At 47.9% G+C, this 16,033-nt stretch carries 12 protein-coding genes and 4 pseudogenes; 4 read left to right on the forward strand and 12 right to left on the reverse strand.

Annotated features, from left to right (window positions below):
- Nucleotides 1–74: 74 nt before the first annotated feature.
- The 3 genes from CGZ65_RS14245 to CGZ65_RS09405 all read right to left on the reverse strand — a co-directional run bounded on the left by CGZ65_RS14245 (nucleotide 75) and on the right by CGZ65_RS09405 (nucleotide 3,226).
- Complete coding sequence (locus CGZ65_RS14245) at nucleotides 75–353, reverse strand: glycosyltransferase family 2 protein (RefSeq protein WP_232507424.1); 279 nt, start codon at nucleotides 351–353, stop codon at nucleotides 75–77.
- A gap of 111 nt (nucleotides 354–464) precedes the next feature.
- Nucleotides 465–1,844 carry a Na+/H+ antiporter NhaC gene (gene nhaC, locus CGZ65_RS09400; RefSeq protein WP_096295632.1) on the reverse strand — a complete coding sequence of 460 codons (1,380 nt, stop codon included), beginning with the start codon at nucleotides 1,842–1,844 and terminating at the stop codon, nucleotides 465–467.
- Between the two features lie 167 nt (nucleotides 1,845–2,011).
- Nucleotides 2,012–3,226 carry a sugar MFS transporter gene (locus tag CGZ65_RS09405; protein ID WP_096295633.1) on the reverse strand — a complete coding sequence of 405 codons (1,215 nt, stop codon included), beginning with the start codon at nucleotides 3,224–3,226 and terminating at the stop codon, nucleotides 2,012–2,014.
- A gap of 213 nt (nucleotides 3,227–3,439) precedes the next feature.
- Here CGZ65_RS09405 and CGZ65_RS09410 point away from each other — a divergent pair.
- Nucleotides 3,440–3,651 (forward strand): annotated as a pseudogene (locus tag CGZ65_RS09410) (YqaA family protein); the annotation flags it as partial.
- 120 nt (nucleotides 3,652–3,771) lie between these two features.
- Here the strand turns inward: CGZ65_RS09410 and CGZ65_RS09415 are convergent.
- From CGZ65_RS09415 to CGZ65_RS12925, 5 genes and pseudogenes are all read right to left on the reverse strand, one after another.
- Nucleotides 3,772–4,965 carry an amino acid aminotransferase gene (locus CGZ65_RS09415; protein ID WP_096296161.1) on the reverse strand — a complete coding sequence of 398 codons (1,194 nt, stop codon included), beginning with the start codon at nucleotides 4,963–4,965 and terminating at the stop codon, nucleotides 3,772–3,774.
- Nucleotides 4,966–5,202: 237 nt separating this feature from the next.
- Nucleotides 5,203–6,678: a hypothetical protein gene (locus CGZ65_RS09420; RefSeq protein WP_096295634.1), complete on the reverse strand. Its 1,476-nt coding sequence runs from the start codon at nucleotides 6,676–6,678 to the stop codon at nucleotides 5,203–5,205.
- 75 nt (nucleotides 6,679–6,753) lie between these two features.
- Nucleotides 6,754–7,401 carry an HAD family hydrolase gene (locus CGZ65_RS09425; protein WP_096295635.1) on the reverse strand — a complete coding sequence of 216 codons (648 nt, stop codon included), beginning with the start codon at nucleotides 7,399–7,401 and terminating at the stop codon, nucleotides 6,754–6,756.
- A 67-nt stretch (nucleotides 7,402–7,468) separates the two neighbouring features.
- Nucleotides 7,469–8,440: a cation diffusion facilitator family transporter gene (locus tag CGZ65_RS09430; RefSeq protein ID WP_096295636.1), complete on the reverse strand. Its 972-nt coding sequence runs from the start codon at nucleotides 8,438–8,440 to the stop codon at nucleotides 7,469–7,471.
- A gap of 19 nt (nucleotides 8,441–8,459) precedes the next feature.
- Nucleotides 8,460–8,704: pseudogene (locus CGZ65_RS12925) on the reverse strand (hypothetical protein); the annotation flags it as partial.
- Nucleotides 8,705–9,376: 672 nt separating this feature from the next.
- Between CGZ65_RS12925 and lolA the strand changes: the two are divergent.
- Nucleotides 9,377–9,997 (forward strand): outer membrane lipoprotein periplasmic chaperone LolA, encoded by a 621-nt coding sequence (gene lolA / locus CGZ65_RS09435; RefSeq protein ID WP_096295637.1) that lies wholly within the window; start codon nucleotides 9,377–9,379, stop codon nucleotides 9,995–9,997.
- Nucleotides 9,998–10,103: 106 nt separating this feature from the next.
- Here the strand turns inward: lolA and trmA are convergent.
- The 3 genes and pseudogenes from trmA to CGZ65_RS09455 form a co-directional block, all read right to left on the reverse strand.
- Nucleotides 10,104–11,185, reverse strand: a pseudogene (gene trmA, locus CGZ65_RS09440) (tRNA (uridine(54)-C5)-methyltransferase TrmA).
- 392 nt (nucleotides 11,186–11,577) lie between these two features.
- Nucleotides 11,578–13,110 (reverse strand): phosphate acetyltransferase, encoded by a 1,533-nt coding sequence (pta, locus tag CGZ65_RS09450; protein ID WP_096295639.1) that lies wholly within the window; start codon nucleotides 13,108–13,110, stop codon nucleotides 11,578–11,580.
- A 190-nt stretch (nucleotides 13,111–13,300) separates the two neighbouring features.
- A pseudogene (locus tag CGZ65_RS09455) lies at nucleotides 13,301–13,938 on the reverse strand (IS1595 family transposase).
- A 166-nt stretch (nucleotides 13,939–14,104) separates the two neighbouring features.
- On the opposite strand from CGZ65_RS09455, the gene CGZ65_RS09460 reads away from it, so the two are divergent.
- Nucleotides 14,105–14,347, forward strand: coding sequence for a hypothetical protein (locus tag CGZ65_RS09460; protein ID WP_096295640.1), 243 nt, complete (start codon nucleotides 14,105–14,107; stop codon nucleotides 14,345–14,347).
- Nucleotides 14,348–14,480: 133 nt separating this feature from the next.
- Nucleotides 14,481–14,672, forward strand: coding sequence for a hypothetical protein (locus CGZ65_RS09465; RefSeq protein WP_096295641.1), 192 nt, complete (start codon nucleotides 14,481–14,483; stop codon nucleotides 14,670–14,672).
- A gap of 8 nt (nucleotides 14,673–14,680) precedes the next feature.
- Here the strand turns inward: CGZ65_RS09465 and prfA are convergent, their stop codons facing one another.
- Complete coding sequence (gene prfA, locus CGZ65_RS09470) at nucleotides 14,681–15,757, reverse strand: peptide chain release factor 1 (protein WP_096296162.1); 1,077 nt, start codon at nucleotides 15,755–15,757, stop codon at nucleotides 14,681–14,683.
- Nucleotides 15,758–16,033: the final 276 nt, after the last annotated feature.

A 16,033-nucleotide genomic window follows, 5' to 3' on the forward strand; every position in this document is an offset into this window, starting at 1 on the left:
GACGCACCATACCGAGATAGGAAAATTGCGCCAAGGCCATGTAGGCAGCGGTTAACATCTGCGGTTCGTATTCGTCATCCGCATCTAACAAAAGCAATCAAATCCGCTTGGCTTTGCCATGCCCCCCAGCTTCGCGCCTTAGCCGCCCCGCCGTTTTGCGCCAAATATTCAGTGCGCACTTGCGGATATTGCGCCGCCAAAACCGCCATCACATCGCGCGTATTGTCGGTAGAAGCATCATCGACCAGCCACACATTTTGCACTTCGGCTTGCAGCAATGCGATTTTCACCGCTGTTTCTAAGGTAGTAGCGGCGTTGTAACAAGGAATAATGACATCCAAACTGGGTTGCATTGCGGGTTCTTTTCAATCAAAAGGCCGTCTGAAATGAACTGCAACCCAAAAGTTGGGGATGGTGCCCAACTTTTGGGGTGCAGTTCATTTCAGACGGCCTTGTTGCGCCAGTTATTTTTTAGTCAGCGTCAAACCTGACCAGCCGAAAACCAACGTCAAAATCAGACTCAAATAACAGAAGAAAGCAAACGGCAGATATTCCCACACCGGAACATTCAAGGTCTGACTGATAAACACACCGCATACGCTCCAAGGTACCAAAGGATTAATCACCGTGCCTGCGTCTTCCAACGTGCGCGACAGATTGCGCTGGTGCAAGCCCAGTTTGTCGTACACCGGCTTAAAGGTTTCGCCGGCGAGTAAAATACTCAAATATTGTTCGCCGATCAGAATGTTGACACCCAAAGAAGTGGCGGCCACGCTGAAAGTCGCGCGGCTGGCATTGGTCAAGAAATTACGGATGATGTCGAGCAGAGCCGGAATCACACCCAAAGCAAACAGCAAACCGCCCAAACTCATGCCCAAAATCACGATGGTTTGTGTGAAGAACATGCTTTCCAAGCCGCCGCGCGAAATCAGGCGGGTAATGTCTTTAAATTGTTCGCCTTCCAGCTTGTAGCCGCCGAAAAACCATGCGCCCAATTGCTGCAAGTCAGGGCTGCTGTGGAAATACGTCACTACTAAAGCGGCGATGGTACAGAAAATCATCGACACTACCGCATTCACGCGCATCAACGCCAATACCGCCAGCAAAACAAACGGAATCAGTGAATCCAAATGTACCAAGCCCGTGGCTTCTAAGGCATTACGGAAGTTTTCAATATTATTTAAATCATCAATCGCCACCGTCGGCAATACCCACAACATCAAAGCCGCGCTGATGAGCCACGCCGGAACGGTGGTGTACATCATATTTTTGATGTGTTCAAACAAATCAATGCCGACAATCGAGGCAGCAATACCGGTGGTATCCGACAAAGGCGACATTTTATCGCCGAAGAACGCACCTGATACGACAGCGCCGGCAGTCATCGCCAGATTGGCTTCAAATGCTGTCGCCATACCCATAAAGGCCACGCCCACCGTGGCACAAGTGGTAAAACTGCTGCCGATAGCCACGCCGACCACCGAACATAAGGCAAATGCCGAGAAATAAAAATAAGTCGGTGAAATCAAGCCGAAACCGTGATACATCAGCGTCGGAATCGCCCCGCTCATCATCAGCGCACTCACCATCAAACCAATAAAGAAAAACAGATACACTGCACCCATACCTTGGCTTATGGCTTGAATCATGCCGTTTTGCATCTCGTTGTATTTCAAACCGCGGCACAAACCATACAAAATCAGAACAACAATCGCGCTGATAATCGACATATGCGGCAGCCAGCCGAGTGAGATAATGGTATAGCCCATCATGGCAACCAATAAAACGGCCACTGCCAACGCTTCTAAACGCGGCATATCGAGCAGTGATTTAAAGCTGAACATATTCTGCTTCCTATCTTTGAGACATGTGGCATTTTATCGGGTTTACGTCATTTTACAAACAATTTTTTACGTCAGCCACCTGTTTTCATCAAACTTCAGCATTTGATGGTTATCCAATAAACAAAAGGCCGTCTGAATTTCAGACGGCCTTTTGAAAGTTAAGCAGTTTATGCTTCGTCGGCTTTGTAACCTTTTACAGCAAAGAATACGATGTACACATAACAAATCGCCGATACGATATAAGAAGGCAGCAAGCCGTAAGTATCGGCCGCCCAACCTTGTACTACCGGTACAACCGCACCACCCACAATCGCGGTACAAATCACGCCGGAAGCGGTACTGGTGAATTTGCCCAAGCCTTTGGTTGCCAAAGAGAAGATGGTTGGGAACATAATTGAGTTGAAGAAACCGATCAACAACAATGCCCACATGGTTACCGCACCGCCGCCGGCCAAAATTGCTGTAATAATCAGCGCAATGGCGACAGTCGCATTAAAAGCCAAATATTTGTTTGGCGAGATTTTGTTCATCAAAGCCGAGCCTACGAAACGGCCTACCATGGCACCGCCCCAATAAATCGACAAGTATGCCGCGCCGGTGCTGTGGTTCAAACCGGCCAACACTTCCAATGCGTTAATCATCATTGAGCCAATGGCCACTTCCGCGCCGACATAGCAGAAAATACCGGCCGCGCCAAACACCATATGCTTGTATTGCCATACGCTGGTTTTACCGTCGTGATTGGCTTCAGTTTCTTCTTGAGCAATTTTGCGTGCATCCGGCAACTTAATCAGTGCTACCGCCACGGCCAACAGCAACATAAAGCCGGCCAAACCCAAGTATGGATTTTGTACAGACGAAATACGCTCAGCTTCAGAAGCAGTCGCGTCTACAAAAATCAACATTGCACCCAACGGCGGCGCAATCATGGTCGCCAACGAGTTAAATGCCTGAATCAGGGTCAACGTGGTTGATTCTTTGCCTTTGGGTGCCAGCAAAGTCACATAAGGGTTGCCCGCCACCTGCAGCAATACAATTCCGCTGGCCAAGATAAACAAAGCACCTAAAAATACGGCATAAGAGTGGCTGCCGGCAGCCGGATAAAACAGCAAACAGCCGATTGCGGCCACTACGAAACCGCCGATCACGCCGGTTTTGTAGCCGAATTTTTCAACAAAATGACCCATCGGAATCGACATAATCGCATACGCGCTGAAAAAACAGAATTGAATCAACATCGCCTGAACATACGTCAGGTTGAAAATTTCTTTCAAATGAGGAATCAAAATATCATTCATACAGGTGATAAAACCCAGCATGAAGAACAGAGAACCTAATACCGTTAAAGCCGGCGTATTACCTTTATGAGTTTGCGCAGACATGAAGTGCCTTTCGTCTTATTGTAATCAAATTAAATTAATACAGTTAACTTACGTTAATTTAGACGGAATCATACTGCCATTTTGTTATTTTGCAAACCATTATTTCTGCGGTTTTGTCAGAATTGCCATAAAATTGTGGTAAATCAAATAATATTGTTGTTTGAACTGCTTACAATCAATTTCATCGTTATATTCCTACAGAATAATTTAATAATGTCTTTACTCTACGCTTACATTGGCTTGGCATTTTCTGCCTTCACTTCCGCTACTATTTTACCCGGCACATCCGAAGCCGCGTTTGGCGTGTTTGTGTACCAATTCCCTGCCCATGCTTGGGCGGTTGGCTATGCGCAGGTTTATTCAATGGCTTAGGCAGTATGGTTTCATACGGCATGGGGCGGTTATTACCCGATAAAAAAAGGCCGAGACCTTTGCGAAATACCAGCCATCCCATCCAAACGGTTACCTAATTGTTCAGGTAACCGTTTGGATGGGATGGCTGGTATTTCGCAAAGGTCTCGGCCTTCTAATCAATAAGATTTTAATTACAAAACTTTTACAATACTCTGGCAAATGTAAGAAATGTTATTCTCAGTCATGCCGGCCACATTAATGCGGCCTGAACGCACGATATAGATGGCGAATTCGTTTTTCAAACGGTTAACTTGCTCGGGCATTAAACCGCTGAATGAGAACATGCCATTTTGTTCGATAATGAAATCAAAATTTTGTGTCGCACCTTTGGCTTTCAACAATTCAACAAATTTCTCACGCATGGTTTTGATGCGGCCGCGCATTTCGTCGAGTTCGGCAATCCATTGTGCTTTCAAAGCGTCATCCTTCAACACCAGCGCAACGGTATTGGCGCCGTGAGAAGCGGGATTCGAATACAGTGTGCGGATAATGGTTTTAACTTGGCTGTGAACACGGTTGGCGATGTCTTCGTTTTCTGCCACCACGGTAAACGCCCCCACGCGCTCGTTATACATGCCGAAGTTTTTCGAATATGAACTGGCGATTAGCAATTCTTTATTGCACTTCAAAAAACTGCGCAAACCGTAAGCATCTTCTTCCAAACCATTGCCGAAGCCTTGGTAAGCAAAGTCAAACAGCGGTAACCAACCTTTGTCGGCCGACATTTGCGCCAATTTGTCCCATTGCTCAGGGGTTGGGTCGATACCGGTCGGGTTATGGCAGCAGCCGTGCAGCAACACCACATCGCCTTTCCCGGCCTGACTCAAGTCTTCGATCAAACCGTCCCAATCCAGCTTGTGTTCGGCGGCGTTGTAATAGCGGTAATCGCATACTTCAATGCCGACAGCTTTGAAAATGGCATTGTGATTCGGCCAAGTCGGATTCGAAATCCATACTTTTTTCACATTCAACTGGCGTTTGGCCAATTCGGCAGCCACGCGCAGCGCGCCGGTGCCGCCCAAGCTTTGCGCGGTTTTGGCGCGGCGACCGGCGATGATTTCATGATCCGCACCAAACAGCAAAATCTGCGTTTGCGCATTGTATTCGGCCACGCCGTCGATGGTCAGGTAGTTTTTGCTGGTTTCGGTATCCAGCAAGCGCTTTTCCGCTTCTTTTACCGCCTTGACAATCGGAGTTTCGCCTTTGGCGTTTTTATACACGCCGATACCGAGATTGACTTTTTCAGGACGGGCTTCTGCTTTAAACGCTTCGCCCAAGCCCAAAATCGGGTCGGCGGGCGCAGCTTGAATGGTATCAAAAAACATGTGTTTGCTCGCTTTAATTTGAAGAATATCGCGGATCATTTGGATAAAGTAACGGTACACCTGACCGACTTTGATTCAAGTTTGACCCACCATAAAAAAATAAGAATATAAAACAGTAACTTTTAAAATTTTACGCCTTTTAAGACCGCCTGCAAACCGGATTTCACGTTATGCAGACAAACTGCAATCTTTTTGCGACAAAAAGCACACTCTAAATCAGTGTGCTTTTTTAATATCTTAGGCGCGGTTACTGTATTTATAGCCCAAGGTTTCGGCTTCTTCGATGGTATGGACATACACATCGCCGTTAGTCGTATCCATACGCACCAAATCATACGGTTCCCATGCGCCTTGGCGTATTTCTTCATATTTGGCCGGATTTTTATCGGTCAGATAAGGCAGAAAATATTTTTTGCTGCCTCGTTTGCCAGTATGACATTTCACCAGCGGATACGGTTGCAGCGCCAAATCGTCCAGCAGCAGCACGCCCTGCTGTTGCGCATAAGCCGCCGCCTTCCCGGATAATTTCGGCTTGGCCGCCAACACCGCATGCACATCACCGCGAATAACGCATTTATCGATAATACTCTGCATGTTTTTCACGAGGCGGTAGATGACATTATTGACATTGGTTTTCGCTGCCACGCCATCGCTCCAATATTTGGTTTGCACGAAATGAGTAATGCCGTCTTTTTCACAAATCAAATCAATGCCGCGGTTGGAGTTGGCCACGCCTTCGGTTAAGCCGTAATATTCCACACGCCAGCCTGCACGCTCGTAAAGATAACCGAGATAACGCTCATAGCGGTCGCCTGCTTCGCGTTTGGATAAATTGCGGCGGTTGGCATATTCCCACAATTCGCGCTCGCGGCCTTTCAGTTCGTCTTCATCGACTTCGGCAAGCGGCGCATCAGCAGCGGTAAAACCGGCAGGAAATACGGCGGCACTCAGAATGGTAGCCGGCGCATTATTTTCTGCGGCAACAGCTGTTTGCGGCTGCATAGGCCTGCCAATAGCTTCGCCTTCAAGCTCATTTTGACCGACGGCAGACAAAGATTCTGCTTCCGCTCGTGTGTTGTCATTGGCTTCAGTTTCATTTTCTTCAGCCCCTTGATGATTTTCAGACGGCATATCTTCTGATGCTATTTCAGAAAGCATCTGATTGAGCGCTTCGGCTTGCGGAGCTTCTATTTCTTCGTCATCTTCATTGTCTTCGCCGGGCAATACGTCTTCCGCAATCAAACGTGCGTGGCGTTCGAGCAATTCGCTAAAGGCATCCGTCCATTGGCGCCACTCTCGTGATGCGACTGAATTGCCGTGTTTTTCATAAAATGCTTCTTCAAAATACATGCGGTATTTGAGCTGCTCTTTGTGGATTAAGGCTTCTTCATCGGCGGAAAATTCCGATTTCACTTGCAGTTTGGCTTCCCACGACAACACGTCTTTTTCAAATTTGGCGTAAGCGGCTTTGATTTTATTTAAATCATTGTCGGAAATATCGGTTTGGCCTTCTTCCAAAGGCTCATCACCGTGATTGGCCACCACCGCCACCTGCATTTTTTCTTTCGCAGCCTGACGCGACAAGGCTTTTTCCTGCTCGGTCTGTTTTTCGGCCTCAAGCTTGGCTTTCTTGCGCTGCTCCGCCCAGCTCAATATCACGGCCAAAGCCACAATCAGTAATACAATCAACCCTATGATTAAAATAACATCCATTTTATATACTTTTGTTTTGTATGGTTTAATTTATACTCAAGGCCGTCTGAAATGTTTCAGACGGCATGGTTTGTTTTACAAAACCGCAAATAAATCCATCGGCGCATCAATGCGCGCATCTTGCAACCAAGCTTCCGTACCGTCGGTTTCCGCGATGTAACCCCAATTGACCAAAACAGCTTTCATGCCGGCATTTTTGGCTGCCAGCATATCGCGTTCGGCATCGCCCAAATACACGCAATCTTCCGGCTTTACGCCGATTTTTTCGCAGGCGTGCAACATCGGTTTTACATTTGGCTTGGCGACTCCGCAGGTATCCCCGCTCACGACCACTGCGGGTGGCACGGCAAAACCAAGCTTCGGCACCAGCTTATCGGTAAACTGCGCCGGCTTGTTGGTGATGATGCCCCATGCCAAGCCGCGTTGATCGAGTTCGCGCAATAAATCGTTTACGCCTTCAAACAGTGCGGTTTCATCGGCATAACATTTATCATAGTGATTGAGAAAAGCCTGCCGCCATTGAGGATGGTCGGGATGGCCGGGCGTCATGCCTGCGCCCATTTCCAGCAAACCGTTTGCGCCGTGGCTGGCGAACGGGCGGATTTCATCCATGGTTTTCTCGGCCAAACCATTAGCGCGCAACACGAAATTCAATGCACCGCCCAAATCGAGCGCAGTATCGGCAAGCGTGCCGTCTAAATCGAATAATACGGCTTGGATCATGGCTATTCCTTATTTTAAAAGCCGTCCGAACAGATGTAAACTTCGGACGGTATGATTTTAACAGATTTTAATGATGTCCGTGTGTGTGCGGATGGGTGTGTGTATCGAAAGAACACAACACGCTATCTTCATGCGGGTGGCGGTCGCTTTCGATTTGCACCGTGCTGTGGGTGATGTTGTGATGCGCCAAGAGATGTTCGAGTCGGTAAACGATCTGCTCGGCCTCGGCAACCGCCAGCCTGCCGTCCACCACAATATGGCAGGACAACGCATTGATATCGCTGGTAATCGTCCAAACATGCAAATCGTGTACCGACTGTACGCCTTCAACCTGCCGGATGGCGGCCAATACTTCATCGGTACGCAGGTTTTCCGGTGTGCCTTCCATTAAAATGTGCAGCGTCTTTATGAACAATTTCCAACCGCTGCGTCCGATCAATACCGCCACCAATATGCTGGCCAAGGGATCCGCCCATGCCCAGCCGAAAGCCATCATCAGCACGGCCGCAACAATGGCACCGACGGAGCCGAGCATATCGCTGAGAACATGAAGATAAGCACCGCGCATGTTGACGTTCGCTTCGGTATCGCTGTTTTTCACCATATACACGGCGACACCGATATTTACCAGCAACCCCAACACACTGATGACCAACATACCGGCGGTGGCGATTTCCGGCGGGGAGACAAAACGTTCCACCGCCTCGTAAATAATCAGTACGGCAATCGCCACCAGGAGCAAACCGTTAAACGATGCCGTGAGAATCTCAAAGCGTTTGTAGCCGAAAGTTTTCTGCAGCGTATTTTGCCTTTCGCCGATTTTGAACGCCCATAAAGCCATGCCCAAGGAAAAAGCATCGCTGAACATGTGTCCCGCATCCGACAACAGCGCAAGCGAATTAGTAATCCAACCGCCTGCAACTTCCGCCAGCATAAAGGCAGAAATGATGAAAAACGAGATGCGCAATACCGTTTTATTGCTGGTATGGGAATGGGAATGTGAATGATTATGCGAATGAGTGTGTGAATGATGTGCCATAGCTACTCCTTAATCAATCTTAATCTGATTCTATTTTTGTTGGGACCGTCTGAAAGCCTTTAAATTCAGACAGCCTTTCTTTCAATCCGTGTTCAAATTCTTCCAGCATGGGCAGTTCAAACGCGCTGAATCCCACCTGCCCCCTGGGCTTCGATGTTGGCATGCCACGGAAAATAAACATATCGTAACGCGTCAGCAGTCTTACGGAATAAGCCTATCGGCCAAACCGCGCGCGGCATAATATTGGTACCAATGGTTGCCGATACCGGCGAAGCTGAAATCCAAAGACGGATACGTGCTGTCATCCGTTAATCCAGCATTCTGGGTTTCGGCAAACAATTGCTTGGTCAGCGTGCTTTTTCATCGGGCGCATCAGAAAGCAACGCGCATTCGAGCAACGGATAAGGATTATATTAAGGAATGATTTCTCCGTATCGGGGTTTATGCGCATTATAACGCGGCGAAACCTTTCAGACAGCGTCGAATTTACCTGCCAGTATTATAAGTAAAGCCGGGAAGAAAACTGAAGAAAGACCTATGCCCGTCACTTAGCTACACAAATCCGCTATGCTGCCGCGCAGTCCGGAATGACAGATTATATCTTTATATCTTTAGATTATTCCCATATTTTATATATTTTATATATTTTATATATTTATATATTTATATATTATATATTTATATATTTTATATATTTTATATATTATTATAAGGTCTCAGATTGTGTAAAGGCCATCGCAAACACGGTTTATCCAACAATTTCCAAATTAAAAAAATGTGAAAAACCATCTGTTTTCCCGTGCAAGAACACTTAAGATTCAAACCTCTAGACCAAAATTGACACCTTTACAAAAACTAAATTCCCCTCCTGCCCTTGTAAGCCACGAAATTACGCCTATACTTAAGCCATCTTCCCCTAAACGAAGGAAACGCAGTATGAAACAACAAACTCTTTTGAAATGGATTGCAGCTGTCGGTATGAGCGCAGCCATCGGCTTGGCCCAAGCCGATGGCGTGGATGCGCTGAAAAAATTCAACAGCGATTCAGACGGCATCAGCGGCAACTTCAGCCAAACCGTCAAAAGTAAAAAGAAAACCCAAACTACCCACGGCACCTTCCAAATCCTGCGCCCCGGTTTGTTTAAATGGGAATACACCAAACCTTACAAACAAACCATCGTCGGCGACGGCAACACCATCTGGCTTTACGATGTCGATTTAGCCCAAGTGACCAAATCATCACAAAACCAAGCCATCGGCGACAGCCCTGCGGCGATTTTGTCTAACAAAACCGCGCTCGACAGCAGCTACACGCTGAAAGAAGACGGCTCAGCAGGCGGCATTGATTACGTCTTGGCTACGCCGAAGAAAAACAACGCCGGCTATCAATACATCCGCATCGGCTTCAAAGGCGATATCTTGGCCGCCATGCAATTAAAAGACAGCTTCGGCAACCAAACCACGATTAACTTCAGCGGTTTGAACACCAAACCTAACCTGTCGCGCAACGCATTCAAATTTACACCGCCTAAGGGTGTTGATGTGTTAAGCAATTAATTTATTTAAGTTTAAATGCCGTCTGAAATTTTCTAATTTCAGACGGCATTATTTATTGCTTCTTCAAAAAAAAAAACAAGCGCAAGCGTACTGCCTGCGCTTGGGTTTATTTCCGTTTCAACAACACACCGCTTTCAATATGGTGCGTAAACGGGAATTGGTCGAACAATGCCGCTCGCTCGATGCTGTGGGTTTGCGTGAGCTTCTCAAGATTGCTGCGCAAGGTTTCGGGATTGCAGGAAATGTAAATCACGTTGTCGAATTGCGCGACGAGCTTGAGCGTTTCGTCATCAATGCCGGCGCGGGGCGGTCGGCAAAGATGGTGGAAAACCGATAATCGGCCAACACCACGCCCTGCTCTTGCAGGCGGCGGAATTCGCGGTTTTGGGTGTAGGCTTCGGTAAATTCTTCCGCCGACAATCGGGCGATTTTGACATTGTGGCTTCGGTTGGCTTCGATGTTCCACAGCGCAGCGTTAACCGATGTTTTCGAGACTTCGGTGGCCAATACGCGTTGGAACTGCTTGGCCAAAGGCAAGGTAAAATTGCCGTTGCCGCAATAAAGCTCAAGCATATCGCCGCCCAGCCCTTCTGCGGATTCACACGCCCATGCCAGCATTTTTTCGCACACGCGTGCATTGGGCTGGGTGAAGCTGCCTTCGATTTGGCGGTAGCGGAAATCTTGATTACCGACGCGCAAAATTTCAGTGACGAAATCTTGGGTTAACACCAGCTTTTGCCCGCGGCTGCGGCCGATAATCCACACGCCCAATTGCTCTTGCAAGGCACGCGCGGTAGCTTCCCATTCGGCATCGAGCTTTTTGTGGTAAATCATGGTAAGCAACATTTCTCCGCTGAGCGTAGCCAAAAATTCCACTGCGTACCAACGGTTTTTCAAAATCGGCTGTTCTGTGACTGCGGCAATCAGGCGCGGCATTAAAGCATTGATGGCGGTATCAGCGGCATCAAATTGGTCGCGGCGCACCAGGCTCGCGCCGCTGGCTTTTTGCCCGCGCTCGAACATGGCGTAAAAAATCTCGCCGCCTTCGTGCCACACGCGGAATTCGGCGCGCATGCGGTAATGTTGTTCAGGCGATTCAAATACTTGGATTTCGGGAAAATCTAATCCTTGGAATAATTCTGATAAGTAGCGGATTTTGTCGTTTAACTGCTGTTGGTAAGCGCTCATTCTTTTTTGGCTCTGTGTAGGGATTTAGGCTCGGATTATAACCCAATAGGCCGTCTGAAAACATGGCTTCAGGTTTTGGAATAATTTATTGCTTATTATTTAAGCAGCCTAATTTTCTCTTTTATTTTCAAACCATCATCTGATTTATCCACAAGGATTACACAGAAAATGCGGCCGGGGATTGGGATAGATTGCGTTGCATATATATTGAGACCTTTGCAAAATCCCCATCTTTGGCACATTTCTTCGTTATGCGCTGCTCTAACTTCGAACCGTACTCAAATCCGGGGTTTTGCAAAGGTCTCATATTGCATAAATAAATTATGCCAAACAAAAAGCCGTCTGAAATCATTCAGACGGCCTAGATTGAGTTTATGCGATATTTCGAGCGATTAGGCTTCCATTTGCGCTGCTTGGATGGCAGTCAGCGCGATGGTGTACACGATGTCGTCCACCAATGCGCCTCGCGACAGGTCGTTCACCGGCTTGCGCAAACCTTGCAACATTGGACCCACGCTCAATACGTTGGCGTTGCGCTGAACGGCTTTGTAGGTACAGTTGCCGGTGTTCAAATCCGGGAACACCAACACAGTCGCCTGACCGGCAACCGCGCTGTTCGGCGCTTTAGATTTAGCCACGCTTGGCACGGTAGCGGCGTCGTATTGCAACGGGCCGTCAATCGCCAAATCAGGGCGTTTTTGTTGCGCAATTTGAGTGGCTTGTGCCACGGCTTCTACGTCGGGACCGGCGCCGGAAGTACCGGTTGAGTAAGAAATCATCGCCACTTTCGGCTCAATGCCGAAGGCTTTGGCTGAATCGGCAGACTGAATGGCGATATCGGCCAATTGTTCAGGCGTCGGGTTAGGATTTACTGCACAATCACCGTAAACCAAGACTTGGTTTGGCAGCAACATGAAGAAAATACTCGATACCAAGCTTGCACCCGGTGCAGTTTTAATCAATTGCAATGCAGGACGGATGGTGTTGGCGGTGGTGTGAACAGCCCCGGAAACCAAGCCGTCCACGTCGTTTTGCGCCATCATCATGGTGCCCAACACCACGGTATCCTGCAGCTGCTCACGCGCCTGCTCTTCGGTCAGTCCTTTGCTCTTACGCAATTCGCACATCGGCGCGACGTATTGCTCGATCAAATCGGCAGGATCGATGATTTCCAAAGAATCCGGCAGGTTGATGTGGCGTTCTTTGGCCACGGCTTCCACTTCGGCACGCGGCGCCAGCAATACGCAGCGGGCAATGCCTTTTTCATGACAAATCGCCGCAGCTTGAACGGTGCGCGGCTCGGCACCTTCCGGCAATACGATGCGTTTGTTGGCTTTATGGGCGGAGTCCATCATGTTCACACGGAATTGTGACGGCGACAAACGGTTGGTGCCGTGGTTGGCCAATTCGTCTACGTCCCCCAACTGCTCGGTCGAACCGAAGAAAGTCAAACCGGTTTGCTCGGCAGCGGCTTTGCCCACACCCGGCGCGGCATTGTCCAACACAAAACCGGCCAATACGCCCGGTGCAGTAATGTAGGACTGCTTGGCCAAATTTAATTTTTGCACGATGTCCTCAACGTCGGTTTCGCATAATTCGCTTTCCTCGTCGCACGCGCCTACGGCAAACACCACTGCCGCATCCAACGACAAGGCCAATTCAAAGTTTTTGGTGGCCAAGAATACTTTATCCGCGTTTGGACGAATGCCCTTGATGACCACGTTTTCCGCGTTCATTTCGCTGATTTTGCCGACCAGCGCATCCAACCAGTCATCGCTTTTGCCTTGTGCCAACAGCTTTTCGCCAAAGCCGTTTTCATCCAATGCACGCAGGGCTTGGGCATTCGGCAATGCAGCCGCCAAGGCCTGAGTGGTCGCCCAGCTGTCGATGCGGGCGGAAACGGGTACAACCAATACATTTGACATGTTTATTCCTTTTCTTGGGATAAAAAATAAATTCGCGTTCATTTTAGCACTTCGGCGCAGTGGTTTACACCGATTACAACGGAATTTCGGCTTAAATCGACTGAATTTTGTTTGAAATCAGAGAAAAAAATGCATATTCTCTTCAAATATGCATATCAACAATAATTTAAAATGGTGCTGTACTAGATAACTAGAATAAATTCTGCTTTACTAATTGTTTTAAAATAGAACAAGAGACTTTATCTCACTGTGGTTAAAACGCCATTCACATTCCTTCAAATACAGCTCAAAATGCTCTTTGGGAATGCCGTTAAACTTACGTAAGCGGCGTTTTGCCTGATTCCAAAAGTTCTCAATCCCGTTGATGTGATTTTGCCGATCAGCAAAGTGTGTGCTGTGATTGATGCGAAAGTGGCTAAACTCACTCACATCAAGTACGTCATAGCTTTTGTAACAATCAGTGTAAACAATACTGTCAGGCTTTACTTGCTCACGTATTACCGGCAATAAAGTATTGGGCACGGCAACGGTGTAAACCTTGCCGTTGCGCTTCAGAAGCCCGAATACAGCGACTTTGCCGGCTGCACCGCAACCGCGTTTGCCTTTGCGCTGTCCGCCAAAACAGCTTTCATCAACTTCTACTCCGCCATCAAACATTTCCGGATGCGGGCTGTTATGGAAAATCAGTACGCGCAAACGATGAAAGCAATAGGCTGCCGTGTTTTTATTAACACCGGCTAATTGAGCTGCAGTACGGGCAGTAACACCCGCAATAAACAGTTCAATCAGTTTGTTTTGCTTGTACTGGCTTAAACGGCTTCTTCTCATAGGGATTATTCTAACCTGAAATTAGATTTCCCTAGTTATCTAGTACAGCCCCTTTAAAATTAAAAGTAATTATTATCATTTTTGAACTATTTTTTATTTTCTTTGACACAACAATATACACTTTTCTTGTACAAATATTTTTGTTAATTAACCAGAGAGATATACCATGCATGAATTAAATAACCGTGAATTATTGGTTGTCAATGGAGGTTTTGCTGTTCCGGGAGCGATTGCCGGAGGCATTGCCGGTTACGGAGCTTATGCCGGAAGTGTTGCTGCAAGCGGAAGAAAGTTCAATTGGCGGGATGCAGGTTACGCCACAACCTTAGGCGCAGCAGGAGGTGCAATAGGTGGGCCAATGGGAATTACTGCAGCAGTTGATTTGGTAGGTCTCTCTACGGTAGGTTGAATGGCTCAAGGTTTTCTTACTAAATAATAATTGCCGACATTAACTAAAGAATGGGAAGGTTTAATCTGGTAAGTTTTAGAGAAACCTTCCCTTCTTTAATCCCTTTAAAGCGTTACAAAACTTTTGACGATATATGGAGCATCAACTTATGCGTCATGACCTTGCTTTATTTTTTGTATGTATTTTCCTACTTTGCTTCTTCTTCGGTAGATTATTCAAACTCAAAGATTCTTTTCCCGCAGAGAAATACGGCTTCGGCATTAATTGGGTTTATCTGATCATTGCGGCAGCAGCAATGGCCGTTTACAGCATCATTGAAAAATAAATAGTTTGTTAATCGCCCATGGCAGCTAACAATTCGGCTTGATGCTCGGCAATCAGTGCATTGGTCAATTCTTCCAAATCGCCGTCCATGATGAAATCAAGCTTGTGCAGAGTCAGGTTGATGCGGTGGTCGGTGACGCGGCCTTGCGGATAGTTGTAGGTACGGATGCGTTCGCTGCGGTCGCCGCTGCCGATGAGCGATTTGCGTTCGGCGGCCTCCTTGGCCTGCGCTTCATGCTTTTGGGCATCGTTCAAACGCGCGGCCAAAACTTTCATCGCCTGCGCTTTGTTGGCGTGTTGGCTGCGGCCGTCTTGGCATTCGACCACCATGCCGGTGGGCAAGTGGGTAATGCGCACGGCGGAATCGGTTTTGTTGATGTGCTGGCCACCTGCGCCTGATGCGCGGAAAGTGTCGATACGCAAATCGGCGGTGTTCAATTCAATATCTTCCAACTCATCGGCTTCGGGCATCACGGCGACGGTGCAGGCAGATGTGTGGATGCGGCCTTGGCTTTCGGTGGCGGGAACACGCTGCACGCGGTGGCCGCCGGATTCAAATTTCAAACGGCTGTATGCCCCCAGTCCGACAATGCGGGCAATCACTTCTTTATAGCCGCCCAACCCGCTTTCGTTGGCCGACACGATTTCCACCTGCCAGCGGTTGCGCTCGGCGTAGCGGCTGTACATACGCAGTAAATCGCCGGCAAATAAAGCCGCTTCATCACCGCCGGTACCGGCGCGCACTTCGATGAAAATGTTTTTATCATCATCTGCATCTTTGGGCAGCAGCAACTTTTGCAGCGCAACATCCAATTCTTCAATCAGCGCATTGGCCGCTTCAATTTCTTCGGCGGCAAATTCTTTCATATCGGGATCGGCCAGCATTTCCTGCGCCTCCGCCACATCACTTTGCGCCTGCTGATATTTTTGGAACACTTCCACCACCGGCGTCAGCTCGGCATGTTCGCGCGTGAGCTTGCGGTAGTTGTCCATATCGTCGGTAGCTTCAGGCTGGCCGAGCAGATGGGCAACTTCTTCCAAACGTTCGCTAAGTTGTTGTAATTTCTCTAAAATAGACGGTTTCATATTTTCTTCCAAGACAAAGGCCGTCTGAAACTGATTTCAGACGGCATCAAAGGACATTATTATAATCTGTTTCAGACTGAGGTGGAATCCTTCATACATCGGTACTCCGCCACCGGCATTTTATTTATCTGCGGCAAATGACCCGTGTTTTGGCCGGTGTTACACCATTTTAAATTAAAGGCATATGCAGGCTTGCTGGAAACGGTTTAAACCGCATGCCCATTTCAGGCTAACCGTTCGAGACAGCTTTTAACCGTTTGGACGGCAGGTGATTTT

Source organism: Neisseria weixii, assembly GCF_002327085.1.
GTDB classification, from domain to species: Bacteria; Pseudomonadota; Gammaproteobacteria; order Burkholderiales; family Neisseriaceae; genus Neisseria; species Neisseria weixii.

What these genes read in the sequence shown, in the direction of transcription:
- CGZ65_RS09430 (WP_096295636.1), bottom strand. Translation starts at nt 8,440, where the DNA reads ATGGCACATCATTCACACACTCATTCGCATAATCATTCACATTCCCAT.
- CGZ65_RS09415 (WP_096296161.1), bottom strand. Translation starts at nt 4,965, where the DNA reads ATGTTTTTTGATACCATTCAAGCTGCGCCCGCCGACCCGATTTTGGGC.
- lolA (WP_096295637.1), top strand. Translation starts at nt 9,377, where the DNA reads ATGAAACAACAAACTCTTTTGAAATGGATTGCAGCTGTCGGTATGAGC.
- CGZ65_RS09405 (WP_096295633.1), bottom strand. Translation starts at nt 3,226, where the DNA reads ATGTCTGCGCAAACTCATAAAGGTAATACGCCGGCTTTAACGGTATTA.
- pta (WP_096295639.1), bottom strand. Translation starts at nt 13,110, where the DNA reads ATGTCAAATGTATTGGTTGTACCCGTTTCCGCCCGCATCGACAGCTGG.
- CGZ65_RS14245 (WP_232507424.1), bottom strand. Translation starts at nt 353, where the DNA reads ATGCAACCCAGTTTGGATGTCATTATTCCTTGTTACAACGCCGCTACT.
- CGZ65_RS09460 (WP_096295640.1), top strand. Translation starts at nt 14,105, where the DNA reads ATGCATGAATTAAATAACCGTGAATTATTGGTTGTCAATGGAGGTTTT.
- CGZ65_RS09465 (WP_096295641.1), top strand. Translation starts at nt 14,481, where the DNA reads ATGGAGCATCAACTTATGCGTCATGACCTTGCTTTATTTTTTGTATGT.
- prfA (WP_096296162.1), bottom strand. Translation starts at nt 15,757, where the DNA reads ATGAAACCGTCTATTTTAGAGAAATTACAACAACTTAGCGAACGTTTG.
- CGZ65_RS09420 (WP_096295634.1), bottom strand. Translation starts at nt 6,678, where the DNA reads ATGGATGTTATTTTAATCATAGGGTTGATTGTATTACTGATTGTGGCT.
- nhaC (WP_096295632.1), bottom strand. Translation starts at nt 1,844, where the DNA reads ATGTTCAGCTTTAAATCACTGCTCGATATGCCGCGTTTAGAAGCGTTG.
- CGZ65_RS09425 (WP_096295635.1), bottom strand. Translation starts at nt 7,401, where the DNA reads ATGATCCAAGCCGTATTATTCGATTTAGACGGCACGCTTGCCGATACT.